At 33.4% G+C, this 26,326-nt stretch carries 18 protein-coding genes; 8 read left to right on the top strand and 10 right to left on the bottom strand.

The window, feature by feature from the left end; translation table 11 throughout:
- Positions 1–458: 458 nt before the first annotated feature.
- Positions 459–2,744 (bottom strand): GH92 family glycosyl hydrolase, encoded by a 2,286-nt coding sequence (locus HQN85_RS03445; RefSeq protein WP_173268946.1) that lies wholly within the window; start codon positions 2,742–2,744, stop codon positions 459–461.
- 177 nt (positions 2,745–2,921) lie between these two features.
- Between HQN85_RS03445 and HQN85_RS03440 the strand changes: the two genes are divergently transcribed.
- Positions 2,922–3,953, top strand: coding sequence for a LacI family DNA-binding transcriptional regulator (locus HQN85_RS03440; RefSeq protein WP_173268945.1), 1,032 nt, complete (start codon positions 2,922–2,924; stop codon positions 3,951–3,953).
- 79 nt (positions 3,954–4,032) lie between these two features.
- Positions 4,033–5,124: a tRNA 2-thiouridine(34) synthase MnmA gene (gene mnmA / locus HQN85_RS03435; RefSeq protein WP_173268944.1), complete on the top strand. Its 1,092-nt coding sequence runs from the start codon at positions 4,033–4,035 to the stop codon at positions 5,122–5,124.
- A 27-nt stretch (positions 5,125–5,151) separates the two neighbouring features.
- On the opposite strand, the gene HQN85_RS03430 is transcribed toward mnmA, so the two are convergent.
- The 4 genes from HQN85_RS03430 to HQN85_RS03415 form a co-directional block, all read right to left on the bottom strand.
- Positions 5,152–6,099 (bottom strand): bifunctional metallophosphatase/5'-nucleotidase, encoded by a 948-nt coding sequence (locus HQN85_RS03430; protein WP_173268943.1) that lies wholly within the window; start codon positions 6,097–6,099, stop codon positions 5,152–5,154.
- Positions 6,077–6,829 carry a 5'-nucleotidase C-terminal domain-containing protein gene (locus HQN85_RS03425; protein ID WP_173268942.1) on the bottom strand — a complete coding sequence of 251 codons (753 nt, stop codon included), beginning with the start codon at positions 6,827–6,829 and terminating at the stop codon, positions 6,077–6,079. Before HQN85_RS03425 ends, HQN85_RS03430 begins: the two co-directional genes overlap by 23 nt.
- A gap of 65 nt (positions 6,830–6,894) precedes the next feature.
- Positions 6,895–7,668, bottom strand: a complete 774-nt coding sequence (locus HQN85_RS03420; RefSeq protein ID WP_173268941.1) for a M90 family metallopeptidase — start codon at positions 7,666–7,668, stop codon at positions 6,895–6,897.
- Between the two features lie 64 nt (positions 7,669–7,732).
- Positions 7,733–8,251: a glutathione peroxidase gene (locus HQN85_RS03415; RefSeq protein ID WP_173268940.1), complete on the bottom strand. Its 519-nt coding sequence runs from the start codon at positions 8,249–8,251 to the stop codon at positions 7,733–7,735.
- 233 nt (positions 8,252–8,484) lie between these two features.
- Between HQN85_RS03415 and topA the strand changes: the two genes are divergently transcribed.
- The 4 genes from topA (at position 8,485) to pbpC (ending at position 19,854) form a co-directional block, all read left to right on the top strand.
- Positions 8,485–11,031, top strand: a complete 2,547-nt coding sequence (topA, locus tag HQN85_RS03410) for a type I DNA topoisomerase (RefSeq protein ID WP_173268939.1) — start codon at positions 8,485–8,487, stop codon at positions 11,029–11,031.
- 151 nt (positions 11,032–11,182) lie between these two features.
- Positions 11,183–11,587: a hypothetical protein gene (locus HQN85_RS03405; protein WP_173268938.1), complete on the top strand. Its 405-nt coding sequence runs from the start codon at positions 11,183–11,185 to the stop codon at positions 11,585–11,587.
- 107 nt (positions 11,588–11,694) lie between these two features.
- The gene (locus HQN85_RS03400) at positions 11,695–17,277 is read left to right on the top strand and encodes an alpha-2-macroglobulin family protein (protein WP_173268937.1); all 5,583 of its coding nucleotides are present in this window, start codon (positions 11,695–11,697) and stop codon (positions 17,275–17,277) included.
- A 186-nt stretch (positions 17,278–17,463) separates the two neighbouring features.
- Positions 17,464–19,854: a penicillin-binding protein 1C gene (gene pbpC, locus HQN85_RS03395; RefSeq protein WP_173268936.1), complete on the top strand. Its 2,391-nt coding sequence runs from the start codon at positions 17,464–17,466 to the stop codon at positions 19,852–19,854.
- Here the strand turns inward: pbpC and HQN85_RS03390 are convergent.
- The 5 genes from HQN85_RS03390 to HQN85_RS03370 form a co-directional block, all read right to left on the bottom strand.
- Positions 19,844–20,575 carry a lysoplasmalogenase gene (locus HQN85_RS03390; RefSeq protein WP_173268935.1) on the bottom strand — a complete coding sequence of 244 codons (732 nt, stop codon included), beginning with the start codon at positions 20,573–20,575 and terminating at the stop codon, positions 19,844–19,846. The two genes, pbpC and HQN85_RS03390, sit on opposite strands and share 11 nt — an antisense overlap.
- Positions 20,550–21,785, bottom strand: coding sequence for a sterol desaturase family protein (locus tag HQN85_RS03385; protein ID WP_173268934.1), 1,236 nt, complete (start codon positions 21,783–21,785; stop codon positions 20,550–20,552). The genes HQN85_RS03390 and HQN85_RS03385 overlap by 26 nt, the downstream gene beginning before the upstream one ends.
- 216 nt (positions 21,786–22,001) lie before the next feature.
- Positions 22,002–22,310, bottom strand: coding sequence for an RNA recognition motif domain-containing protein (locus tag HQN85_RS03380; protein ID WP_173268933.1), 309 nt, complete (start codon positions 22,308–22,310; stop codon positions 22,002–22,004).
- Positions 22,311–22,500: 190 nt separating this feature from the next.
- Positions 22,501–22,899, bottom strand: a complete 399-nt coding sequence (locus tag HQN85_RS03375; RefSeq protein ID WP_173268932.1) for a BLUF domain-containing protein — start codon at positions 22,897–22,899, stop codon at positions 22,501–22,503.
- Positions 22,900–22,988: 89 nt separating this feature from the next.
- Entirely contained in the window at positions 22,989–23,759 is a 771-nt protein-coding gene (locus tag HQN85_RS03370; protein ID WP_173268931.1) for a queuosine precursor transporter, read from the bottom strand.
- A 143-nt stretch (positions 23,760–23,902) separates the two neighbouring features.
- On the opposite strand from HQN85_RS03370, the gene HQN85_RS03365 reads away from it, so the two are divergent.
- Both HQN85_RS03365 and HQN85_RS03360 read left to right on the top strand, forming a co-directional pair.
- Positions 23,903–25,105, top strand: coding sequence for a multidrug effflux MFS transporter (locus tag HQN85_RS03365; protein ID WP_173268930.1), 1,203 nt, complete (start codon positions 23,903–23,905; stop codon positions 25,103–25,105).
- A gap of 60 nt (positions 25,106–25,165) precedes the next feature.
- Positions 25,166–26,311: a methionine aminotransferase gene (locus HQN85_RS03360; RefSeq protein ID WP_173268929.1), complete on the top strand. Its 1,146-nt coding sequence runs from the start codon at positions 25,166–25,168 to the stop codon at positions 26,309–26,311.
- Positions 26,312–26,326 lie beyond the last annotated feature (15 nt).

Here is a 26,326-nt window from a genome sequence, read left to right as displayed (position 1 = left end):
CTATCTAGTTGTTATTGAAGTCTTAATTTTAAACTTAAGTTAATAATGAGAATGCTTCATCGTTCCTGTTCACAAAAATCAGAATACATGTCATTGGGAAGAATGAAGCAATCTTAAAGCTGTTGAACAATTAATATTTTGGAACTGTTAAGTGGATTGTAATCTCGAACTTGGGTTAATTTAATATAGTTTTCTCCTAGTTTGCTCCTACACTCCTCCTAGAAAACCGCGTTTTAGCAGAACAATACCAGAACAAACCTAGGAGAAGTCTAGGAGAAAACTACTTTTTCACTGATAAATCGAGACATTTTCGGACATCTTCGGACATTCGTTTGAACTGTTGTATTTTAGCAGCAATGAGATTGCCACACGAGGCGAAAAGCCTCCTTCGCAAAGACGACAAATAGAAGTCATTGGGAAGAATGAAGCGATTTTTAAAAAAATAAAAACGATAAATCTTAAGATTTCTTCGGCTTTGCTCCCATGTAAAAAGTTAGTTTACCACCAGATGTAATATCGCTATGCTTAATAAATGGTTTAGTTAATTCCTTTCCATTTAATAAAACCTTCTGCACATATACATTTTTATCGCTCTGATTAATGGCTTCAACAGCAAATGTTTTTCCGTTTTCTAAGCTTAAACTTGCATTATTTACTGCTGGAGAACCTAATGCATATTCATCGCCACCTGGCGAAACAGGATAAAAACCTAAAGATGAAAACATATACCAGGCACTCATCTGGCCACAATCATCGTTACCCCCCAACCCATCTGGTGTAGGTTTATATTGCATTTTTAAGATATGACGCACTTGAGCTTGGGTTTTATAGGCCTGATCTGCCCAATTGTATAAATAAGCAATATGATGTGCTGGTTCATTTCCATGTACATAACCTCCAATAATTCCTTCACGAGTAATATCTTCAGTATGCGCAAAAAATTCATCAGGTAAATGCATGGTAAATAAGGTATCCAAACGCATAGCGAACTTCTTTTTACCACCCATTACTTCAATTAATCCTGCAGGATCTTGTGGTACGAAAAAGCTATAATTCCAACTATTACCTTCAATAAAACCTTGGCCCTCTGTATCTTTACTATCAAACTTTTGCTTAAATGTTCCATCTGCCATTTTAGGACGCATAAAACCAATTGACGCATCGTAATTATTTTTCCAATTGCCAGAGCGTTTAATAAATTCATTGTAAATATCCATTCGGTTTAGCTTCTTAGCCATCTGAGCGATTGCCCAATCATCGTATGCATATTCTAATGTATTAGAAACAGAAACGCCACTTCGTTCTGCTGGGATATAGCCCAAATCCATGTAATAACCTATTCCTTCGTAGTTGCGATGTTTTGCAGTCATTACACAAGCATCTAAAGCTTTATTTGCATCGCCATTGTAAACTCCTTTTATAACTGCATCAGCAATTACAGAAACACTGTGATAACCACTCATGCACCAATTGTCATTCGCATAATGCGACCATATTGGCAACATTTGCAAACTACTTTGATCGTAATGCGCTAACATAGATTTAACCATATCATTGTTTCGAGCTGGTTGGATAATGTTAAAAAATGGATGTAAAGCTCTATAAGTATCCCATAGAGAAAATGTAGTGTAGTTTGTAAAACCATTTGCCGTGTGTACATCCTGATCTAATCCTTTATATTGACCATTTACATCTGTATAAGTTGTTGGATTAATAAACGCATGATACATCGCCGTATAGAAATTGGTTTTATCATCATCAGATGCAGAGATATTAATTTTATTCAATTCTTTATTCCAAGTAGCTTGCGCTTGTGCTTTAACTTTTTCAAAATCCCAACCTGTAATTTCAGAACGCATATTTTGCAATGCATTTTCTTGGCTTACTGGCGATAAAGCAAATTTGATTTTAATTTTCTCACCTTCATTCGTATCAAAATCAAAGTACATTCTAACTTTTCTACCTGCTATTTCCGGGAAGTTTTTGGTTTGATCAAATTTACCCCAGAAACCACGATATGCTTGTTTAGCATCGTAATTCTTTTGACCATAGCTTTTAAATGGTTTAGAGAAACTCATTGAAAAATAAACAGTACGAGTACGAGCCCATCCGTATGTTTGACGGTAACCTGTAATTAAAGTATCGTTTACTACACGAACGTAGGTCCAAACTGTTTTTTCATCGTAGTTATAAATTCCTGCCATCAAATCTAATATGATATGACTTTGATTAGATTTTGGAAACGTATATTGATGCATACCTACACGTGTGGTAGCCGTCATTTCTGCGGTAATGTTATCATCATCTAATTTTACTTTGTAATAACTCGCTTCTGCAACTTCATTAGCATGAGAGAATGCCGAACGATAACCAGTCTTGGTATCACTTGCAACACCTGGGTTTAACTGCAACTTACCTTGCGTAGGCATGATTAGAAAATCACCCAAATCAGAGTGACCCGTTCCGCTAAAATGGGTATGACTAAATCCAACTATGGTTTTATCTTCATATTTATATCCTGCGCAATATTTATATACATCACCATTATACTTACCATTAACTTCATAAGAAATAGTATCTGTTTCTGGACTTAATTGTACCGCCCCAAATGGAACTGTGGCACCTGGGTAAGTGTGTCCCATTTTTTCGGTACCAATTAATGGTTTTACATACTTAACAAGATTTTGCTGTGCATTAGCAACGATTGAAATGAAAAATAAGCCGTAGAATAAAATTTGTTTCATAATTTTTTATAGCAGAATAATAAATAGAAAATCTAAGGTATTAATTTTAGCTGAAAACTATTATACCATTAAAAAACTATTACTAAAAGGTTTTAGTATAACCATACAATAGGGATAATCAGGTTCTCTTAAAATATCAAAAAATTGTACCTTAGCATTTAATATTATAAATAATTGATGAACACTAATATCACTTTACGAGATATTGCCAAAGCGTTAAACTTATCTATTTCTACCGTTTCTAGGGCATTAACAGATAGCTATCAAATTGGTGATGAAACTAAGCAAAAGGTTGTAGCCTATGCTAAGGAGCATCATTATATTCCTAATCGAATGGCCAAAAGTTTAAAAGAAGGTAAAAGTAGATCTATTGGAGTGGTGGTTTGTTCTATTGACAACAATTTTGTGGCACAAATGCTAGATGGTATCGATCAGTATTGCACTGATCATAATTACCAGCTAATCATTATGCAAAGCAAAGAATCTTTTGAACAAGAAAAGGCTTGCGTAAATTTATTATATGCTGGAGGAATTGATGGATTGCTCATCTCTCCTGCTTATCAAACTACAGATTTCGATTACTTAATCGATTTACAAAAATCTGGTTTACCAATTGTATTGTTTGATAGATTGAGTGATCATATAAATACACATAAAGTGGCGTCTGATAATTTTAAAGGCGCTTATGATGCTACAATGCATTTAATTAACAATGGTTATAAGAGTATTGCACATATTAGCAGCAACACCAAATTGAGTATGGCTACTGATCGTTTTGAAGGATACAAGAAAGCATTGAAAGATTCGGGTTTGACTTATCGAGAAGAACTCGTTAAATTTTGTGATACCTCTAATGCAACTTCTTTACATCAAAACTTAGAAAAAGCGATACAGGAATTAATGGCATTAAAGAATAAACCAACTGGTATTTTTACTGCTACTGATCAATTAACTACAAAATGTTTATCGCTAATTAATCAATTAGGCTATCAAATTCCAACTGATGTTGCGTTAATTGGTTTTAGTAATACAGATTTGGCGGATGCACTACACCCTTCTTTAAGTACAATTCATCAGCCAGCATTTGAAATAGGTAATTTGGCTACAAAGCAATTACTAGCATTAATAGCTAATAAAGAAAGTGAAAAATACGACACTGTGCTTCTTGACACAACCATTCAAGCTAGGGTATCCAGTCAAAAAAACTAATAGCCTTTTTACATTGCTAAGACTACCTTAACTATTTATTTCATCAAAAACCTGTATTTTTGCATCCAGATTTTTAATAATGAGTAAACACGGTAGAATTTTAGTGGCCATGAGTGGCGGAGTTGATAGTTCGGTTGCTGCTGTAATGTTGCATGAGCAGGGTTATGAAGTAATTGGCCTTACAATGAAGACCTGGGATTATGCTACATCTGGTGGAAGCAGTAAAGAAACCGGTTGTTGTAGTTTAGACAGCATTAATGATGCTCGTACCTTGGCTGTAAACTACGGTTTCCCACATTATATTTTAGATATCCGTGATGAATTTGGCGATTTTGTAATTGACAATTTTGTAGATGAATATTTAGCTGGTCGCACGCCAAATCCTTGTGTTTTATGTAATACCCATATCAAATGGGAAGCTTTATTAAAACGTGCTAACAAACTAGATTGTGAATTTATTGCAACAGGTCATTATGCAAATATCCGTCAACAAGATAACGGTCGTTATGTAATTTCTAAAGGAAAAGACGAAAATAAAGATCAATCTTATGTATTATGGGGTGTTTCGCAAGAGAATTTATCACGTACTAAATTCCCGTTAGGCAGTTTTGCAAAAGCAGAAATCCGCCAGATGGCAATGGATATGGGACAAGAAGAATTGGCAAAAAAATCTGAGAGTTACGAAATTTGCTTTGTTCCAGACAATGATTATAGAGCTTTCTTAAAACATAAAGTAGAGGATTTAGAAGATAGGGTTGCCGGAGGAAATTTCGTAAACAGTAACGGAATGATTATTGGCCAACATAAAGGCTATCCTTTTTATACTATTGGTCAACGTAAAGGCCTAGGTGTTGCTTTCGGCGAACCGATGTTTGTTACCCAAATTTTACCGGAAAGTAATACGGTTGTATTGGGTAGAGCTGATGAATTGGAGCGTAAAGAAGCAATGGTTAGAAATATCAACTTAATTAAATACGAAAACATTAACGAACCAATGGATAACGTGATTACTAAAATTCGTTATAAAGATGCTGGAATGTTAAGTACCATTGTTCAAGAAAAAGACCAAATGCGTGTAGTTTTTGATCACAATGTTTCTGCAATAGCACCTGGTCAGTCTGCTGTTTTTTACGAAGGTAATGATTTGTTAGGTGGTGGATTTTTAATTTAATTTTAAGCTCCTCAATTACGAACTTAATTATCCATCCAACTTATTATTAATCAAATAAGGAGTACCAATATTCATTTTTTTGTCTTTGTAAGCTTCAAAGTAATAATCTATTCTACCTAAATTAATTCCAGCGAAACCTACTTGGTTTATAGTCGTAATTTGTCCATCTAAGTTTTTTACATCTTCTGGTACATCCATAAATGTATGCGTATGACCGCCAATAATTAAATCGATATTTCTTGTGCTTTTTGCTAATACCTGATCAGAAACTGCATCGCTACGGTATTTATATCCTAAGTGTGATAAACAAATCACTAAATCGCATTTATAATCGTTTTTTAAGATTGCTGCGGTCTCATTTGCCTTCGTAATTGGATCTAAATACTGAGTTTCTCCGTAGTTTTTAGGATCTACTAATCCTTTTAATTGAATCCCTAAACCGAAAACCCCAATCTTTAGTCCTGCTTTTTTAAAAATTTTAAATGGCTGTGTAGACTTTGAAAGTGCAGTATTGGATAAATCGTAATTAGCAATTAATACTGGGAAATTAGCATATGGTAATTGTTTGTAGAATCCTTCAACACCATTGTCAAAATCATGATTCCCTAAAGTTGTGGCATCATATTGCATCTGACTCATCAGCTTTATTTCTAGCTCGCCACCAAATTTATTGAAATAAGGTGTTCCTTGAAAAATATCCCCAGCATCTAATAATAATACATTTTCTTGCTCAGCTCTAATCCTTTTAATTAATGCTGATCTTCTTGCAGTACCACCTAAACCTTCATTTCTAGAACCATCCATTGGAAATGGTTCTATCCTACTATGAACATCATTAGTATGCAAAATAGTTAATTTTTGCAATCGACCATTAGCAAAAGCATCTAGAGAATTTAAGCTCAATGCAAAGCTAGCACTTGCTATACCACCCGCTTTTATAAAATTGCGGCGATTAATTTTTAGTAATTCTTCCATCTAATTTTGCGTTTATGCTCTTTCCCTCAGCTTGAACTTGTTTAACTTCTCTCAATAGTGCATCACGAACTAAAAGCCCTATATTTTTTCTAGAAATTGGTGTTGCAAAACCTACTGCGTCATCACCACCACTAGCAATATAATCTGATGTTAACACCCAATAATTCTTAGTTACATCAAATGGTTTTCCATTAATTATAATTTGTTCAGGTGATTTTTCTTTGATATTAAATTTTAATCCACTTACTGGTTGCCCATTAGAAATTGCTATATAATTGACCACTTTCAATACATCTTCTCCCTTTAGATTGAATAATACCAATTGGTTTTCAAAGGGCATTAATTCAAATATATTGGAAACGTTTATTGGTCCTTTTGCAATATCATTACGTAAACCTCCTTTTGTAGTTGGAAAAACGAAATCGATTGCTGGCTCCATCTTCTTAGCTTGATGGAAAACAGCATCTGCAAAGAAGTTACCTAATACGGATTCTGGAACCGTAGAACTCTTTGTTAAAACAACATCAGAATATCCAATTACAGTATTCATTTCTGCATCTACCTTAACTTTATAAGGCATATATGTTTTAATGATTGTACTATCTACCTGAACATCATTGCTAATTTTATATTCTTCTCTATTAGATTTTACAACTGCATATTTAGCTGTACAAGAGCCTAGAAATAATAAAGAAGCAGCAAGAAAGTAGATCTTGTTTTTTGTAACCATATAGCTTATTTTGACTACGCTAAGATAACTTGCTTTTGTAATGATTTCAAAGCTATATTGTAATATTATTGCGCAAGTTTTTGTCCAAAAATTCTACTTAGGATGTGGTATAAATCTGGGTGTTTATCCTTTAAAATTTCTGGTTGTTCGAAAAAATATTCTGAAACTACCGCAAAAAATTCAGCTTGATTTGTAATTGCATAAGGATTAATATCAGATTTATCATCTTCTATCCTTTCCATTTCTTCGTGCATCATTTTTATCCAAGGCAAGGTATATTCATGTGTCATCAAATTTTCTGGCACTCCATCTGTTGCGCCGTCTGATTTATCTAATAAATGCACAAATTCATGAATTCCTGTATTCTCTTTGCCAGCACTTTTTGAAAAACCATGTCTTAATGCAGATTGAGATAAAACCATTTGTCCATTCATAAAACCACTCCCAACCATCCCCATTATATTGCGCTCACCACCTTCAAATTGAAAATCTTTATTAAAAGTATCAGGATATAAAACAACATTGGTAAGATTTTTATATTCCCAATCAGCAAAACCAAAAATTGGAATTATAGCGCTTGCGGCAACTAGCAATCTATCTAATTGAGTTATTTCTAAACCCACCCCTTCTATTTTAATTACTGCTAAAAACTGAACTATTTTTTGTTCAAATTCGATTTTTTTAGCGTCATCAAGGTTGATGTAGAAATCTACATTATTATTTAGTAGTAATTTATCAGCTTTGCTTAATGGATGTATGGTAACCTTCTTTTTTCGAAAGATGAAGTACAATGAAATAATTAAAACGAAAGCAAGGATTAAATATGGAGAATAGTTCATTTTCAATACTAAACAAAAAATCCCAAAACGATTATGCTTTGGGATTTATTTAAACCTATAAAAACTACAGGTTATTAATAATAGTGGGATCTAGTGGTTTTACAGCAGAGCGATAACGATGTACCAACTCTCCTTTTTCGTTAATTAAGAACTTTTCAAAATTCCATTTTATATCACCTTTAAAATCTGGATTATCCTGTGTGGTTAAAAATTTAAATAGTGGTGTGATATCATCTCCTTTAACGCTACTTTTTTCGGCTAACAGAAAACTAACGTTGTATTTACCAGTACAAAACTCTTTAATTTCAGCATTTGTGCCTAATTCTTGACCGCCAAAATTGCCTTCAGGAAAGCCAATCAAAACTACATCTTTACCATATTTTTTATGTAGCTTTTCTAAATCTTCATATTGTGGAGTATACCCGCATTTCGAAGCAGTATTTACAATTAAAATCTTCTTTCCTTTAAATTTAGAAAGCTTTACAGTTTTGCCATCAATGCTTTTAAAAGAAAAATCATAAACAGTTTTTGGAGGCGTAGGTGCAGTCCATAAACTTAGTAGTATTAATAAGGTGTTGATCATAATGTTAATTTTTAGAATATACTAACGAAGATAGTTAGAAATTGGATTGATAAAATAATAATAGCGTAAATAAATTGATTTTTTGAAAAAATAGTTAAAAGCGATTTGAATACTGTTAAGCGATGTATAAGAGCTATTTAGCTAACAGATTTAAATATAAATTTAAAAATAAAAGCAAAACCAATTTTGATTTTAGACTTATTTATAGTTTTATTTGCAGAAAAACGTTCTGAATGGCAAAAAATTTACTAATAGTCGAATCACCTGCAAAAGCTAAAACCATAGAAGGTTATTTAGGAAAAGATTTCTTGGTTAAGTCTAGTTATGGTCATATCCGTGATTTAGTAAAAGGAGATATGGGAATTGATACTGAAAATAACTTTTCCCAAACTTATGAAGTTCCTGCCGATAAAAAACAAGTTGTTTCAGAATTAAAGAAGCTAGCAAAAGAAGCCGAAATGGTATGGCTAGCATCCGATGAAGACCGTGAGGGAGAAGCCATTTCTTGGCATTTATACGAAACCTTGGGTTTAAAAGAAAACAATACAAAACGCATTGTTTTTCATGAAATTACTAAACCTGCCATTTTAAAGGCAATTGAAACACCTCGTACAATCGATTATAATTTAGTATTCGCTCAACAAGCCCGTCGGGTTTTAGATAGATTAGTGGGTTTTGAACTTTCTCCTGTCTTGTGGAAAAAAGTAAAACCTTCTCTATCAGCTGGCCGTGTACAATCTGTAGCTGTGCGATTAATTGTTGATCGCGAACGTGAGGTAAATAAATTTAATGCTACTGCTGCTTTTAAAATTACAGCACAGTTTACAACCGGAAAAGGTAAAGAACTTGTTAAAGCAGAATTGCCTCCACGTTTTGAAAAAGCGGCAGACGCAGAAAAATTCTTGCAAGATTGTATCAATGCAAATTTTGAAGTAAGTAGCTTAGAAGTTAAACCTGCAAAGAGAAATCCTGCAGCACCATTTACTACATCTACCTTACAACAAGAAGCATCACGTAAGCTTGGTTTTTCGGTTGCGAGAACAATGCAAATAGCTCAAAAACTATATGAAAGTGGTAAAATCACTTACATGAGAACAGATTCGGTAAATTTATCTCAAACAGCAATTGATGCTGCATCGGCTGAAATTAAATCAGCTTGGGGAGAAAAATATCACCAACCTAGGCTTTATAAAACTAAATCTGCAGGCGCACAAGAAGCCCATGAAGCTATCCGTCCTACGTATTTTAATCAACACAGTGTGGATGGAGATAATTCCGAAAAACGTTTATATGATTTAATTTGGAAACGTGCCATCGCATCGCAAATGAGTGAAGCTATTTTTGAAAAAACAAATGTCAACATTAATATATCTACCAGAAAAGAAGAGCTATTAGCTGAAGGTGAAGTGTTGAAATTTGATGGTTTTTTGAAAGTTTATCTGGAATCTACGGATGATGAGGAGGATGAAAATGAAGACAACAACTTATTACCACCATTAGCAAAAGGTCAATCATTAATTTTAAAAGAATTAGCAGCAACTGAACGTTTTTCTCGTCCACCTGCAAGATATACTGAGGCAAGTTTAGTTAAGAAATTAGAAGAACTTGGTATTGGACGGCCATCTACTTATGCACCAACAATTTCGACAGTTCAAAATCGTGGTTATGTGGTTAAGGAAGATAGAGATGGTAAAAAAAGAGACTTTATGAGTATGGTGCTAGCTAATGGAAACATTAGTAAAGTAACTAAATCTGAAATAACGGGAGCCGAAAAAGCTAAACTCTTCCCTACCGATATTGGCGAAGTGGTAAACGATTTTTTAGTTGAACATTTTAAAGGAATTGTAGATTTTAATTTTACTGCTAAAGTAGAAAAGCAATTCGATGAGATTGCCCAAGGTTTACAAGAATGGACTAAAATGCTTCATTCTTTTTATACGCCTTTTCACAGTGAAGTAGAAAATACCCTAGAAAATGCAGATCGTGCAAATGGCGAACGCTTATTAGGTGTAGATCCAACCACTGGTAAAAATGTATATGCTAAGGTTGGGCGTTATGGCCCTTTAGTTCAAATAGGAGAATTATCTGATGATGAGGAAGATAAACCTCGTTATGCAAGTTTAGGCAAATCACAATCCGTAGGAACAGTTACGCTAGAAGAAGCATTAGATCAATTTAAATTACCTTTTCAATTAGAAGATTATGAAGGTAAAGAAGTGTCAGTTGGAGTTGGTCGTTTTGGCCCTTATGTAAAATGGGGGGATGCATTTATATCGATTCCTAAAAATGAAGATCCATTAACTGTTGATCAAGCTAGAGCATTAGAAATTATTGGCGAAAAAGTTACAGCTGATGCTCCAGTAGCAGAATATGAAAGTTTACCAGTAACAAAAGGAATTGGTCGTTTTGGTCCTTTTATTAAATGGAATAGTTTATTCATCAATGTTCCTAAAGCTTACAATTTTGATTCCTTATCTGCTAATGATATCAAGGAATTGATTGAAAAGAAGATAGAAAAAGAAAACAATCGCTATATCCAGCAATGGGAAACTGAAAAAATTGCAATAGAAAATGGTCGTTGGGGACCTTTTATCCGTTTCGGTAAGGAAATGCTGAAATTGAGAAATAACCCTAAAACCAAAGCAAAATATACGGCGGATGAATTAGCTGAAATATCTTTAGAAGATGTTAAAAAGCTGATTGTTGAGCAAGTCCCGAAAGCTTTTGACGCTAAGAAAAAAGCACCGGCAAAGAAAAAAGCAGTAGCTAAGAAGAAATAACTAGTTAACAGTTTATAGTTGCAAGTTTTCAATTTTGAATTCTTAACTATAATAGAAACAAAGAGTAAGTTGTCATTAAGAACGATTGAAAAATCTCTATGATTAAATTCACAAAGAGATTCCTCGTTCCTCGAAATGACAAACATGGGGTATGAAAGCAGATTTACCGGAAAATATTGTTGAAGATGTGGCTATTGCAGTAGCGTTAGTTAGTGAAACTCCAGAAGTTGGAAGTTGGACTGTGTATGTTGTAAACTTTAAAAATGAACCCATAACCAATGTTTTAATTACATCTAAAGGCTATGGAGAAAAAGATGGTAAACAAGTTAAAACTTCATTATTAAGACATTTTATTGGTGATTTAAATGCAAATTCATTTGCAGGGGTTGAAGCTATCGATCCAGCGGTATTTGGTTTAACAAATGAATATTGGCTGAGTTACTACATTGGAAAAGAAATCTATGATAAGAAATTTATTTTCCTTCCAGAGAGTATAATTGAAAACAATTTAATTCGAATTCCTGTGCTGAACAAGCCTGGTGTAATGATTAAGTAATCCGTACAGTTCTTGCTAACATTTAGCTCTATAAGTTGATAACTATTTTTTAGTTTCCATTTCTTTTTTTGCTATTTTTCATACAACATTTACCAATGTAAAGTTTTATGAAAAACACATCTACTTCAATTTCTTCGAAAAACAAGAAATTCATTCTCTTTAGTGCTATAGCCATTATTTTAGGTCTTTCTGTTATATTTCTTTTTAAGAATAAAAAAAAACAAGATAATCAGGCTTATGCTAAATACATAGAATCTTATACTTCAGGTACTATTTCCAAAAAAAGTTTCATCCGAGTTCATCTTGCAAGTGCAGTTAAGAGTTTAACTGATTTAGGTAAGCCTGATGAAAGAGAATTACTTGACTTCTCCCCTAACATAAAAGGTAAAACGTATTGGATAGATGCACAAACTCTTGAATTTAGACCTGATGAGCAGCTAAAACCCGATCAAAAATATGATGCGACATTAAATTTATCGAACATTACAGCTACAGAAAAAGGATTAGAAGAATTTGATTTCGATTTTAAAGTCATCAAACCTGGGTTAAATTTAGTTCAAAATGGATTGGTTTCTCAAAACAATACTTCTTTAAATTATATGAAATTAAGCGGTGAAATTAATACTGCAGATTTCGAAGAACAATCCAATATTGAGAAGTCAATAATCTTAGATTTCCCACAAAAACTGAATATAAAATGGACTCATGATCCAGAAAAACATCGATCTATTTTTGTAATTGATAGCATTAAAAAAACAAACAAGGAAGAAGCTCTGCTTTTAAAATGGAATGGTAATGCCATAAATGCTGATTATAATAAAGGCGAAGAAAAATTATTAGTTCCTGCACAAGGTGTTTTTAAAGTTCTTGATATTAAAGCGATTCAAAGTGCTGAAGATTATGCGCTAATCCAATGCTCATCCCCTGTAAATGTTGCTCAAGATTTAAATGGTCTGATTTCTTTAGGAAATTTGCAAGATCTTCGTTTTACAATAGATGCAAGTCAGATCAAGGTCTATGCCCCAGACCCATTACAAGGAAATTATGCGGTAACTGTAAATGCTGCAATTACTGATATTGAAGGAAAAGCATTACAAAGTGTTAAATCAGCAAATATAATTTTCGAAGACAAATTGCCTTCTGTAACAATTGCGGGTTCTGGTACTATTTTGCCCAATTCTGGCAAACTGGTTTTACCTTTTGAGGCAGTTAACTTAAAGGCTGTTGATGTTACTGTGATAAAAATTTATGAAAACAATATTCCTCAATTTTTTCAGGTAAACAATTACAAAGAAGGAAATGAGTTAAGAAGAGTTGCAAAACCAGTTGTTCAAAAGACAATTCGATTAGATGAAGACAAAAGCATTAATCTGCACAAAAAAACCCGATTTACTTTAGACCTTGACAAATTGATTAGAACTGAACCTGGCGCTATGTATCGCGTTACAATTGGGTTTAGACAAGCTTATAATGTATACGAGTGTAAAGAAAATACCGAAACAGTTGATGATGGTGCTGATGAAGATTATTATGATAGTTATGGCGACAAAATAGATGAGGATGATGAGTTTTGGGAACAGTACAATAGCTATTATCCAAATCATTACAGATGGAGTGACAAAGATAATCCTTGTACGCCTTCTTATTATACAAATGAACGTTGGGCAAGTCGTAATTTATTAGCATCTAATATCGGCCTAGTAGCCAAAAGAGGAAATGATAACAGTATGCTTATAGTAGCTACCGATTTATTAACAGCTAAACCTTTAAGTGGTGTAAGTATAGAGTTATTGGATTACCAACGTCAATTATTAACAACTGTGAAAACCGATGGTGATGGATTGGCTAACTTCGATTTAAAACGAAAACCGTTCTTGTTAATTGCAAAAAAAGGAAATGAACGTGGATATCTAAAGTTGGATGATGGGAATTCATTACCATTAAGTCGTTTTGATGTAAGTGGAGATGTTGTTCAAAATGGAATTAAAGGGTTTATTTATGGGGAACGTGGTGTTTGGCGACCTGGGGATAGTGTGTATTTATCGTTTATTTTAGAAGATAAATTGAAGAAACTCCCAGAAAACTACCCAGTTACTTTCGAGTTTTATAATCCAAAAGGCCAGTTGGCAAAACGGATGGTAAGTGCACAAGCTTTAAATGGATTTTATACATTTAAAACGGCTACAGAAAATACTGCTCCGACTGGTAATTGGCTAGCAAAAGTAAAAGTTGGGGGTGCATCTTTTTCTAAAACTATTAAAGTAGAAACAATTATGCCAAATCGCCTAAAAATCAATTTTGATTTGGGCGGAAAAACGTATTTAGGTAATGGTGCATCATCTGCTATTACCCTATCAGCAAAATGGTTATTTGGCACTCCTGCGCAAAATTTAAAAGCAAAAGTCGATGTTAATTTGAATACTACTGAAACTAAATTTAAAGGTTTTGAGGAGTATGCATTTGATAATCCAACAGTTCAATTTCAATCGCAACTTAAAACCATATTTGAAGGTACATTAAATGCTGCTGGAACTGCAGTAGTCAACACAAATCTAAGTGAAAACAACACAGCTCCAGGTGTTTTACGTGCTAATTTTACTACTAAAGTTTTTGAACCAGGTGGTAATTTTAGTATAGATAATTTTAGCATTCCTTATCATGTTTATACCAGTTATTTAGGAATAAAAACTCCAAAGGGAGATCGTTTAAGTGGCTTATTATTAACAGGTCAAGATCATAAGATCGATGTTGTAAATGTAAATAGAGATGGGCGTTTGCTCGGCGGAAGCAAAACTGTACAAGTAGAATTATATAAAGTGCAATGGCGTTGGTGGTGGGAACAAGATAACCAAGACAGCTATGCTAATTTCACCCAAAATCAATATAACAAACTCATTAAGAAAGAAACTATATCCTTACGCAATGGAAAAGGTTCATGGAGTTTTAGAATCAATGAACCAGAATGGGGACGGTATTTAATTTTGATTCGCGATGAAAATGGTGGTCACACAACTGGAAAATCTGTTTACGTCGATTGGCCAGGTTGGGCGCAACGTGAACAAGCAAACAATCCTACCGATGCTTCAATGTTATCATTTACCGCAAACAAAGAGAAATTTAATGTTGGTGAAGATATAACATTGACTATTCCTACTGGAGAAAATGGACGAGCTTTAATTTCAATTGAAAATGGAAGTCGTGTATTAAAAACATACTGGATTGATACCAAAAAAGGTCAAACACAGTTTAAGTTTAAGGCCGAAAAAAATATGGCGCCTAATGTGTTTGCAAACATCACCTTATTGCAACCTCATGCGCAAACGCTAAATGATTTACCAATTAGAATGTATGGAGCGATCCCATTAACCATTGAAGATCCAGAAACTATTCTAAAACCTATTATAAAAATGGCAAATACACTTAAACCAGAGGTTGAAAGTAGTATTACGATTAGTGAAGCAAAAGGTAAAGCAATGACCTATACAATTGCTTTGGTTGATGAAGGGTTATTGGATTTAACTCGCTATAAAACTCCAGATCCGCATAGTATATTTTATGCAAGAGAAGGTTTAGGAGTTAAAACGTGGGATTTATTCGATCAGGTTTTAGGAGCTTGGGGTGGCAATCTAGAACGTATATTAAGTATTGGTGGTGATGGTTCAATCAATAAAAATCTAAATCCCGCTAAGGCAAACAGATTTAAAGCTGTCGTTAAATTTATGGGACCATTTTCTTTAGCCAAAGGCGAAAACAAAACACATAAATTTACCTTGCCACAATATATAGGTTCGGTTAGAGCTATGGTTATTGCTGGAGATAGTGGCGCTTATGGCTATGCAGAAAAAGCAGTTGAAGTTAAAAAACCGTTAATGGTTCTAGCCACTTTACCAAGAGTTATCGGTCCTGGAGAAAGTTTTACATTACCAGTAAACATTTTCGCCACCAATGCTAATTTAAAAAATGTAAGTGTACAGTTGCAAAGCAATAATCTACTAATTAATGGTCCAAAAACGCAGCAATTAAACTTTAAACAAGCTGGCGAACAAATGACTTATTTCAATGTAATTGCACCAAATAGTGTTGGTGTAGCAAAAGTTAAAATTATCGCACAAAGTGGAAGTGAAAAAACTGTTTATGATGTTGAAATGGATATTAGAAATCCAAATCCATACATTACTAATGTAGTTTCTGCAACCGTACAACCCAAACAAACTTGGAAAACAAATTATGCCCCAATTGGAATGGCTGGAACAAATACTGGTTCTGTAGAAGTTTCTTCAATTCCTCCTATTGATTTAAATAAGCGTTTAAGTTATTTAATTCAATACCCGCATGGATGCGTAGAACAAACTACATCGAGTATTTTCCCTCAATTAATGTTAGATAAATTAACTCCGCTTAGTACACAGAAAAAAACTGAAGTTGAGCGAAATATTAAATCTGGAATTAACAGATTAAAAGGCTTCCAAACAACTGAAGGAGGATTAAGCTATTGGCCTGGAGAAGGTTCATCGGATGAATGGGGAACAAATTATGCAGGGCACTTTTTAGTAGAAGCACAAAATGCAGGTTATACCTTACCTGTAGGACTTTTAGATGAGTTAATTCGTTACCAGAAAACAAAAGCGAATAATTGGGCACCAAATAGTACCAATTTTTATGGAGGAGATTTAAGTCAGGCGTATCGTTTATATGTTTTAGCCTTAGCTAAAAAGCCAGAAATGGCAGCTATGAATAGATTGCGAGCATTTGAATATCTATCTGTTAGTGCAAAATGGCGATTAGCGGCTGCATATCAATTAGCTGGACAATCTGCGGCAGCAAATGGATTGATTAGAGGTTTAGCTCAAACGGTGGAGCCTTATACTCAATTAGGAGGTACTTACGGTTCTGATTTAAGGGATGAAGCGATGATTATGGAGACACTAACTTTAATGGGACAAAAAAGCAAGGCTGCACAATTACTACAAACAGTTGCCGCACGTTTGGGTCAAAACACATTGTATAGTACACAAACAACTGCTTATAGTTTATTGGCTATTGCTAAATTCTGTGGACAAAATAGTGCTTCAAATAAATTGCAGTACAACTATATTGTAGATGGACAAAAAGGAAATATTACCAGTGAACAATACTTAAATAGTACTGCCCTCAATTTCAAAAACAATACGGCAAGCATTACAAATACTGGAAAAAATGTACTATTTGTACGTTTAATTTTACAAGGTCAGCCAGTAGCAGGACAAAATAATTTCTTACCTAATAAACCTGATGTTTTAGAAATGAATGTGGGCTATAAAACATTAAACGGTAGAATTCTTAATCCAGCCTTGTTAAAACAGGGTACAGACTTTTATGCAGAAGTTACCATTAAAAACCCAGGAAAAATGGGGTATTACGAGCAAATGGCATTAACACAAATTTTTCCTTCCGGTTGGGAAATTATTAATACTAGACTTTATGATAATGAAAGTGCATTGGCATCGGCTGCATATACTTATCGTGATGTGAGAGACGATAGAGTATTTACATATTTCAATATTCGTGAGAATGAAACATTAACGTATAAAGTATTGTTAAATGCATCCTATTTAGGCAAATATTATTTATCTGCTGTGCAATGTGAAGCAATGTATAATAATAACATTAGCGCTACACAAGCTGGGCAATGGGTACAAGTTGTGAAATAATTAATAAGATCGTCATTGCTTCTTCTTTATGGATTGCAATGACGATTTACAATCTTGGCCAAATATTTATCATTAAGAAACGAACAAAGCCAAAAAACAATCTCAATAAAGTAACTAATTTTTCCATAATAGCACATTTGATTAATCAAAATTATCTTTCAAATGTTACCCCTATAAAATCAAATAATGAATAAAAAACAAAAAGCTGTACTAATTTCTGATGGCATTTGCTTTTTGTTTTTTTTGGTATTTCTATTTTCCTTACCTAAACATTTATTTAAATCACCCACCTCTTATGTGATAGAAGCAAATAACGGCCAGTTATTAAGTGCAGCGATTGCTAGCGATGGTCAGTGGCGTTTTCCTATTTCCGATACAATTCCTTATAAATTTGTTGAATGCATCACCGCTTTTGAGGATCAGCGTTTCTTTTTACATTTTGGAATTGATCCCGTTGCAATGACGAGAGCGATGAGACAAAATATTAAAGCAGGTGGTGTAATAAGTGGTGGTAGTACATTGTCTATGCAAGTTATTCGTTTATCGCGGAGACAAAATAGAAGTATTTGGCAAAAGTTAACCGAAATGTGGTTGGCCATGCGATTAGAGTTTCGCTATTCTAAACAAGAAATCATCAGTTTATACGCATCCAATGCACCGTTTGGTAGTAATGTTGTTGGACTAGATGCTGCAAGTTGGCGATATTTTGGTCGCAAAGCTGAAAGTTTATCATGGGGTGAAATGGCCACATTAGCGGTACTACCAAATAGCCCATCTTTGGTTCATCCGGGTAAGAATTCTACACGTTTGATAAAAAAAAGGAACGATTTATTGGATAAATTAGCAAAGCTGAATATCATTGACAAAGCCACTGCAGAATTGTCTAAATCAGAACCAATTCCCGGAAAACCTCTACCATTACCACAAAATGCGCCTCATCTTCTTAACCGCTTTAAGGAAGAAAAGAATTCTTTGAATGTAAAATCTACAAGTTTAACAACTACAATAGATTATGATTTACAATTAAAAATTAACGAACTATTAAAACGATATAATAATCGTTACAAAGCTAACGACATTAATAATATTGCGGCTTTAGTACTAGATGTAAAGAATGGAACGGTAAAAAGTTATGTAGGTAATTGTTATCAACCTGAAAACAAGGAATTTGAAAGCCATGTCGATATGATTAAAGCTCCAAGAAGTCCGGGCAGTACATTAAAACCTTTACTGTATGCAAGTATGCTAAGCGATGGTATGTTATTACCACATACATTAGTGGCTGATGTTCCTACACAAATTGGCGGATATTCTCCTCAAAATTACGATTTGGGTTATGATGGAGCAATTTCAGCCGATAAAGCACTAAGTAGGTCTCTGAATATTCCAGCAGTTAAAATGCTACAACAGTATAAATATGAGCGCTTTTATGATAAACTTAAAAAGTTTGGTTTTTCTACTTTAAATCAACCTGCAGATCATTATGGCTTATCTCTAATTTTAGGTGGTAGTGAAGTTACCATGTGGGATTTGGCTAAAAGTTATTTAGGTATGGCTAGAACCTTAAATCATTTTAACGATTATCAAGGCAAATATAATCCCCATGATTACGACTCTCCTATTTATGATAAATCTTTTAAATCAATTGTAAAAGAAGAAGAAACAGAATTGAATTCTATAGTAGATCATGGCGCAATATGGGCAACATTTAATGCCATGGAAGAAGTAATGAGGCCAGGTGACGAAGGTTTATGGGAACAATTCTCTTCATCTCAACGAGTAGCGTGGAAAACTGGTACCAGTTTTGGTTTTAGAGATGCTTGGGCAATTGGTTTAACACCAAACTATGTGGTTTGCGTTTGGGTTGGTAACGCCGACGGAGAAGGAAGACCTGGTTTAATGGGTATTGAAGTTGCTGCACCTGTACTATTTGATATTTTTAGACAGTTGCCTCGTTCTAAATGGTTTGAAACTCCAAAAACCAAGCTTAAAAAAATGCTCATCTGTAAACAAAGTGGATTTAAGGCTGGAGAATATTGCATAGATAAAATTACTGAACTTGTACCTGTTAATGGCGAAAAAACAGCAGTTTGTCCTTATCATAAATTAGTTCATTTAAATGCAGCAGGTACATTTCGAGTAACTGATAAGTGTGAAAGCACAGCTCAAATGCAACATTTAAATTGGTTTATTCTTCCACCAGCAATGGAATATTATTATAAAATAAAAAACAGCGATTATAAGGTACTACCGCCATTTAAACCTGGCTGCAATGATGCAGGTGGTAATCAAGTAATGGATATGATTTATCCAAAAAATAATGCTGTAATTTATATTCCAGTTGAATTAGATGGAACACGAGGGAAAGTTATTTTAAATGCCGCACATCGAAACTCCGAAGCAAAGATATATTGGCACATTGATAAAGAATTTGTGGGCAGTACAAAATCGTTTCATCAATTGGCAGTAAGTCCTTTACCAGGGAAACATACCTTAACACTAGTTGATGAAAATGGAGAACGTTTAGTCCAAGTTTTTACAGTTTTAGATAGGGACAAAAAGAACTCTATGAATTAGTTTCTGCTTCTATTACAGAATGCTTTTTTAATTTTCTCTCTACAGCACCAATTGTAATGAAATATTGGGCCGCCATATAGGTAATCATAATTGGTATACCTGCAAATTCAAAAGGGAAAACAAATTTATTAAACGCCAAAATTGAGTCTGAAACTACAAATAATATAGCGCCCCAAAAAATCAAATTAAAACTTAAAGTATTTACCCTGCCTTTTCTGTTTACAGCCATAATTGCCATAGCTGAAATAACAATTGAATAAATCATTACAGGAATTTTCATTTCATTCAGATGTGGTCTTAAGTATAGGTAAAAGCCTAAACAAAAAACTCCAGCTACTACTAAAGCTATTTTTGTATATTTCTTTTCTCCAGATGGATGCCATTTGTAATCTAAATAAAATGCACTTATATAAGCTAGATGACCAATTAGAAATGATGCCAAGCCGTACATAAAGAATGAAGGATCAACATCTAGAAACATTAAGAAACAATCTCCAAATAAACCAAAAACTAACCCAATAAATATTCTTTTGGCAAACCTTCCTCTTAATTGGGTATGATATCCTAAAAAAATCATTAAAGAAATGGTGATTAATGGTTTAATGGCAAAGTGAAAATTCGCTAAAATCAGCTTTGCGCTCTTTGGATCAGTCTCAACTAATAATTGGAAAAAGAAAATTACGAAAAATGCAAAGCTAAATTGAAGGTGTCTCTGAAACATGAAAAAGGGAGTTTTGTATATAAAAGAACCAAATTAAGGAGCTAATTTGGATAGTAATTACTGTTAAAGCAAGGGTATTGAAAATGGCGATATCCTTAAAAAAATAAAGTGAAAAAAGACTTAAAATAAGTCTACCAAATTCAAAATACTTTAACCAAGCTTTATTTTCTAAAAGTGCACCGCACGTTAGTAAAGTTAAAATTGTAAAAGTTGCGGCACATATAATAGGTGCGATATCCATTTTAGGGTATAGAAATAATAATGCTGAACCAACCGCTAAGGCAATAATAAACTGCACTAACACATATAAAATCAATCCTCTACTATAGCTGGAGTCGAACTTTTTATAATTAAGAATATCAATTTCTGGAGCTGGTTTAAATCCACCTAATTTTGCTGGAAACCACCCTGGAGGTTTTATGAAAACTTTAATTTTATCAGGCAGACTATCTGATTTTTTAGCTGTATTCAAGAGTTCTGCCCAATAGTGTATGTTCGCCCAAACAGGATTCCAACTTGCCAATGGCGTCGTGATTCCATAATAAACTTCCTCTTCTTCTTTTTGAAAAGTGCCAAACATTTTATCCCAAATAATTAAAGAACCAGCGTGGTTTTTATCTATATATTTTGGATTTGTGCCATGATGAACTCTATGGTGTGAAGGTGTATTTATAATGCGTTCCAAAAAACCCATGCTTTTAATGGTACGGGTATGTATCCAAAACTGATATAACGTATTAAAAGCACTTAAAGTAACAAACATTAATGGGTCAAAACCTATAAAGGCCAGGGGAAGATAGAATATCCAGGAAAACCAACTTTGAAACCAAGATTGACGTAAGGCTACTGTTAAATTATATTCTTCAGATTGATGATGAACAATGTGTGCTGCCCATAAAGCATTAATCTCATGGCTCATTCTATGAAACCAATAATAGAAAAAATCTACTCCAATAAATAGAATAATCCAAGTCCAAATGGTATCTGGCAAATTAAATAATCGCCAATGTTCGAAAATATAGGTATATCCAAAAAACAGTACAGTTTTCATAAATAATCCTGTAATCTGCTGGCCAATACCTTGACTTAAATTAGCGATTGAATCATTGATACGATAATATCCAAGTTTTTTATAGAAAGTATAAGCTAATTCTATTCCTATAAGGATAAAAAAGATTGGTATTGATAAAGCAATATAATCCACTTTCATGCTACTAATTTATAATAAATAATAGTTTATTCCATCTTAAAGGATGATAAGAAACAAAATCGTTATAAATTATTGAAATTCAGTTAAAAAAATTGCGGACAAAAATCCGCAATGCTTTTATAAGGTTGAAACTTGGAATTAAGTTTCAGATAAGAAATATTAATCAGTAAAAAAACTTTAGCCAATTAGACTTTAATCGCTAAAAGAATTTTAGATTTAGTAACTGCGTTCTCTGCTGTTGTTACGTTTAAAACCTCCGCCAGCATTACCACCACCTGTGTTTGGTTTTTCTTGTGCTTCAGCAACTTTAATTCTGTTACCGTTATAGTCTCCGCCGTTCATTCTTTTGATAGCTTCTTTAGCTTCTTCATCGTTAGGCATCTCTACAAAACCAAAGCCACGGCTCTGATTAGTTTCGCGGTCTTTAATAATTCTAAGTGATTTTACTTGACCGAAATCACCAAATACGGCTGTTAATTCATCTTCCCCTACTTCTAAAGGAAGGCCTGTAATAAATATCTTCATTAATGTTTAAAAATTTGCACAAAGATACAAAAAAATACTGGTATTTTGCTATCTAAGTGTCAGTAAATCTTATTTATAAGGTATTGTTTCTCAAACCTTTTTCAATTATTATGATTAAATAATCGAAAAAGATTATCAAACTATTAGAATAACACTAGGATTGAACTTTTGTGTCAAAAAAGATATTTTTTTAACTTTTTGCCAATAACTTTAAAAGTTTTACAGCCGATGCAGTTTTAACATATTCTGTAACGTTAGGATGACTACAATTCTCCATCTTATTAATTTCTTCTATTCCAACATCCTTAAATTCCATTGTCCAATCTGCATAATATCTCTCTTCACAATGACCTTCAGTAATTTTCTTTATGGCAACTAATCGCTCATCAATACGAATGGAATCATATACTTCTTTAACAGCGACTTCTAATCCTTCTAATAATTGAATAAAAGCGCCCTCACAATGTAAGAGTTTACCAGTTATACCTAAATAGTGATTTCTGGATCTGGCTTGCTCCAATAAAACATCAAAATCTTGTTCAGTAAAATCATTTTTGGCAACACCGAAATACAGTAGGTAATAGTACATTTAAATAGTTTCAGTTTTGTAAACAATTTCTTTAGCTAATTGTTTGCCTTCCATAATTAAATAACCAATTTGTTTGAGTTTCTTTAATATTAGCCTCTTCCAGCCATTTTTATCATTCTATGAGCTAAATCTCTTCCTAAATATCCATCTATAATACTATGAACTAGGTATAAAATTGGTGTCATTGCTAATGCGATGATAAATTTATAGGTATAGCCAACTAAACCAATGGCGGCTACCATTTGCCAACTCCAATGATAAGTTGGGTTTAAATAGAAAGCAATAAAAATCACTACAAAACTATCTATCAATTGTGAAATTAATGTAGAACCCGTTGCTCTTAACCATAAAGCTTTTTCACCTGTAAACTTTTTAATTCGATGAAAAATCAACACATCTACCATTTGACCAATCAAAAAAGCGGTAATAGAACCTACTATAATCCACATTCCTTGTCCAAAAATTGCATCAAAGGCAACTAACATATTAATTTGTTGACCATCTATTTTTTGCATTAACCAAAAATCTGATGGCTGTAATTTCATGGCTAATCCAACAACTACAAATGCAAAACCAATTAATATGCAAGTTAGAATAGACAAGAATCTGACTTGCTTTACGCCAAAGTATTCATTTATAATATCAGTCATAATAAAAATAATTGGCCATGTCAATACGCCTGCAGACATATTAAAAGAAAGATTTTTTACACCAAATAAATTAATATCAAATTTTTGAAGACCTAATGTACCTTCAACTGAGAAAATTTTTACTCCAATAAATTCTGATAAAATGGCATTAGCCACAAAAAATGCACCTAGAACTAGGAGCAATCGGCTTTCTTTGGTTTTAAAAGTCATGTAGCTAAAATACGACTATTTTAACAGAAACGAAATTTTAGGTTTTCTCTATTGATTTGTCAAAAATTAATCTCTCTTTTGACAAACTTTAGACGACTAACAGGCTTCAAAATACTCATCTTTGCGCCTCTTAAATTCCACCAATGGCAAAATCAAAATCATTTTTTCTTATTTTAATTCTAGGATCACTTGCAGCTTTAGGCCCATTTTCAATAGATATGTATTTGCCTGGTTTTAGAGCAATCGCAAAAGATTTAAATACAAGTGTGCCAAACGTCTCATTATCGTTATCTACATTTTTTATCGGAATTTCTGCTGGTCAATTATTGTACGGTCCACTATTAGATAAATTTGGAAGAAAAAAACCATTATATTTTGGATTAATTCTTTACATATTATCTTCATTAGGCTGTTTATTAGTTACTTCAATAGATCAATTAATTGTATTGAGATTTGTACAGGCCATTGGAAGTTGTGCAACAGCAGTTGCATCTGTAGCTATGGTTAGAGATTTATTTACAGTAAAAGAAAGTCCTAAAGTTTTTGCCTCTTTAATGTTGGTAATCGCAGTATCGCCAATGCTGGCACCAACAGCAGGAGGTTATCTCATTACTGCTTTAGGTTGGCAATCGGTATTTGTTTTTTTAAGTTTTATGTCTTTATTGATGTTGTTGGCATCAATTTTTTGGTTACCAGAAAGTTATAAACCAGACCCAACTTACTCTTTAAAACCTAAACCTATTTTAAATAATTTCGTATTAGTACTTAAAGAACCAGAGTTCTATACCTATGCGTTGGTTAGCGGTATTACGTTTAGTGGATTATTTGCTTACGTATCTTCATCACCAGTCGTATTTATGGATTTATATCAAGTAAGTGAAACAGGTTACGGTTGGATCTTTGCGCTTTTATCTGTTTCATTCATCGGTTTCAGTCAAGTAAATAGCATTATTCTAAGATGGTTTACAAGCAAAAATATTGTGTTTTGGGCATTAATTGCGCAATGCATTTTTAGTATATTATTTTTATCAGCAGCACTTAATAACCTTTTAAATCTATATACCACAATTGGTTTTATCGCTTTATTCTTAGGCTGTTTAGGCTTTATTAATCCAAATGCATCTGCACTTGCTCTTGCCCCTTTCAGTAAAAATGCTGGAAGTGCATCTGCATTAATGGGAGCCCTGCAAATGGGTTTAGGTGCACTAGCTTCTGCAGCAATTAGCTTATTTGCGGCAGATGTAGTTTGGCCAATGCCCGCTGTAATGACAATAGCTGCTTTAATTGCATTATGTTGTTTACTTATTGGAAGAAATAAAATCAATCAAATTTCTACAAATCAATAATAATTATCATTTCAGTTGAATAGCTATAATTTTATCGGATTATTGCTAATTTCGTAATGCATGATACTTCTTAATTCTAAACTCCCTACTGTTGGCACTACCATATTTTCGGTAATGTCTAAGTTAGCTCAACAACATAATGCGATTAACCTTTCTCAAGGTTTTCCAGATTACGCAACCAATCCTAAGCTAATAAATTTTGTAGCTGATGCTATGAAAGATGGTTATAATCAATATGCACCAATGCAAGGTTTGCAAATACTACGCGAATTAGTTGCCGAAAAAATGGATAAAATGTATGGTGCCTATTATCATCCAGAAACTGAAGTAACTATTACTGCTGGCGGAACTCAGGCAATTTTTACAGCATTAGCAGCAGTAATTAATCCTGGAGACGAGGTAATAATTTTCGAACCTGCATATGATTGTTATTCACCAACGGTAAAGTTATTAGGCGGCTTAGTTAAGCCTTTTGAACTACACGCACCCGATTATTCGATAGATTGGGAAATGGTAAAAAAACTTTTTACCGCAAATACCAGGATGATTATTTTAAATAGTCCCCATAATCCGTCTGGTAGTATTTTAAGCAAAGCTGACATTCAGGCTTTAATTAAACTGACAAAAAACACTGATATCTTAATTATAAGCGATGAAGTGTATGAGCATATCATTTTTGATGGAGAAAAACATGAAAGTGTTGCTTTATATCCAGAATTACAGGAACGCAGTTTTATTGTTGCTTCTTACGGTAAATTATTGCATACTACAGGCTGGAAATTAGGTTATTGTCTTGCTCCTGCTAAACTAATGGCTGAGTTTAGAAAAATCCATCAATTTAACGTTTTTAGTGTAAATACACCAATGCAACTTGGCGTAGCTAATTACTTAAAAAGTGAGAATATATACGATAGTTTATCTTCATTTTTTCAGCAAAAGAGAGATTTATTTAGATCTCTTTTAAGCGAGACCAAATTTAAATTATTACCTTGTAAAGGTTCTTATTTTCAGTGTGTAAGCTATAGTAACTTTAGCGATGAAAAAGATATTGATATGGCTAAACGATTAGTAACAGATTTTGGTGTAGCTGGAATACCTGTTTCTGCATTTTACACAAAAGGAACTGATGATAAGATATTGCGCTTTTGTTTTGCAAAAGAACAAGATACCTTAGAAAAAGCAGTTGAAAGATTATTAAAAGTATAATTTCCTGGTCCTAAA

It is taken from the genome of Pedobacter boryungensis (assembly GCF_013204825.1).
Lineage (GTDB): Bacteria > Bacteroidota > Bacteroidia > Sphingobacteriales > Sphingobacteriaceae > Pedobacter > Pedobacter boryungensis.
The sequence above is the reverse complement of the archived record's forward strand: the minus strand, read 5'-3'. Positions and strand labels throughout refer to the sequence as shown.

Excerpts from the sequence above, each read along its gene's own strand:
- HQN85_RS03445 (WP_173268946.1), bottom strand. The coding sequence starts at position 2,744 with ATGAAACAAATTTTATTCTACGGCTTATTTTTCATTTCAATCGTTGCT.
- HQN85_RS03440 (WP_173268945.1), top strand. The coding sequence starts at position 2,922 with ATGAACACTAATATCACTTTACGAGATATTGCCAAAGCGTTAAACTTA.
- mnmA (WP_173268944.1), top strand. The coding sequence starts at position 4,033 with ATGAGTAAACACGGTAGAATTTTAGTGGCCATGAGTGGCGGAGTTGAT.
- HQN85_RS03430 (WP_173268943.1), bottom strand. The coding sequence starts at position 6,099 with ATGGAAGAATTACTAAAAATTAATCGCCGCAATTTTATAAAAGCGGGT.
- HQN85_RS03425 (WP_173268942.1), bottom strand. The coding sequence starts at position 6,829 with ATGGTTACAAAAAACAAGATCTACTTTCTTGCTGCTTCTTTATTATTT.
- HQN85_RS03420 (WP_173268941.1), bottom strand. The coding sequence starts at position 7,668 with ATGAACTATTCTCCATATTTAATCCTTGCTTTCGTTTTAATTATTTCA.
- HQN85_RS03415 (WP_173268940.1), bottom strand. The coding sequence starts at position 8,251 with ATGATCAACACCTTATTAATACTACTAAGTTTATGGACTGCACCTACG.
- topA (WP_173268939.1), top strand. The coding sequence starts at position 8,485 with ATGGCAAAAAATTTACTAATAGTCGAATCACCTGCAAAAGCTAAAACC.
- HQN85_RS03405 (WP_173268938.1), top strand. The coding sequence starts at position 11,183 with ATGAAAGCAGATTTACCGGAAAATATTGTTGAAGATGTGGCTATTGCA.
- HQN85_RS03400 (WP_173268937.1), top strand. The coding sequence starts at position 11,695 with ATGAAAAACACATCTACTTCAATTTCTTCGAAAAACAAGAAATTCATT.
- pbpC (WP_173268936.1), top strand. The coding sequence starts at position 17,464 with ATGAATAAAAAACAAAAAGCTGTACTAATTTCTGATGGCATTTGCTTT.
- HQN85_RS03390 (WP_173268935.1), bottom strand. The coding sequence starts at position 20,575 with ATGTTTCAGAGACACCTTCAATTTAGCTTTGCATTTTTCGTAATTTTC.
- HQN85_RS03385 (WP_173268934.1), bottom strand. The coding sequence starts at position 21,785 with ATGAAAGTGGATTATATTGCTTTATCAATACCAATCTTTTTTATCCTT.
- HQN85_RS03380 (WP_173268933.1), bottom strand. The coding sequence starts at position 22,310 with ATGAAGATATTTATTACAGGCCTTCCTTTAGAAGTAGGGGAAGATGAA.
- HQN85_RS03375 (WP_173268932.1), bottom strand. The coding sequence starts at position 22,899 with ATGTACTATTACCTACTGTATTTCGGTGTTGCCAAAAATGATTTTACT.
- HQN85_RS03370 (WP_173268931.1), bottom strand. The coding sequence starts at position 23,759 with ATGACTTTTAAAACCAAAGAAAGCCGATTGCTCCTAGTTCTAGGTGCA.
- HQN85_RS03365 (WP_173268930.1), top strand. The coding sequence starts at position 23,903 with ATGGCAAAATCAAAATCATTTTTTCTTATTTTAATTCTAGGATCACTT.
- HQN85_RS03360 (WP_173268929.1), top strand. The coding sequence starts at position 25,166 with ATGATACTTCTTAATTCTAAACTCCCTACTGTTGGCACTACCATATTT.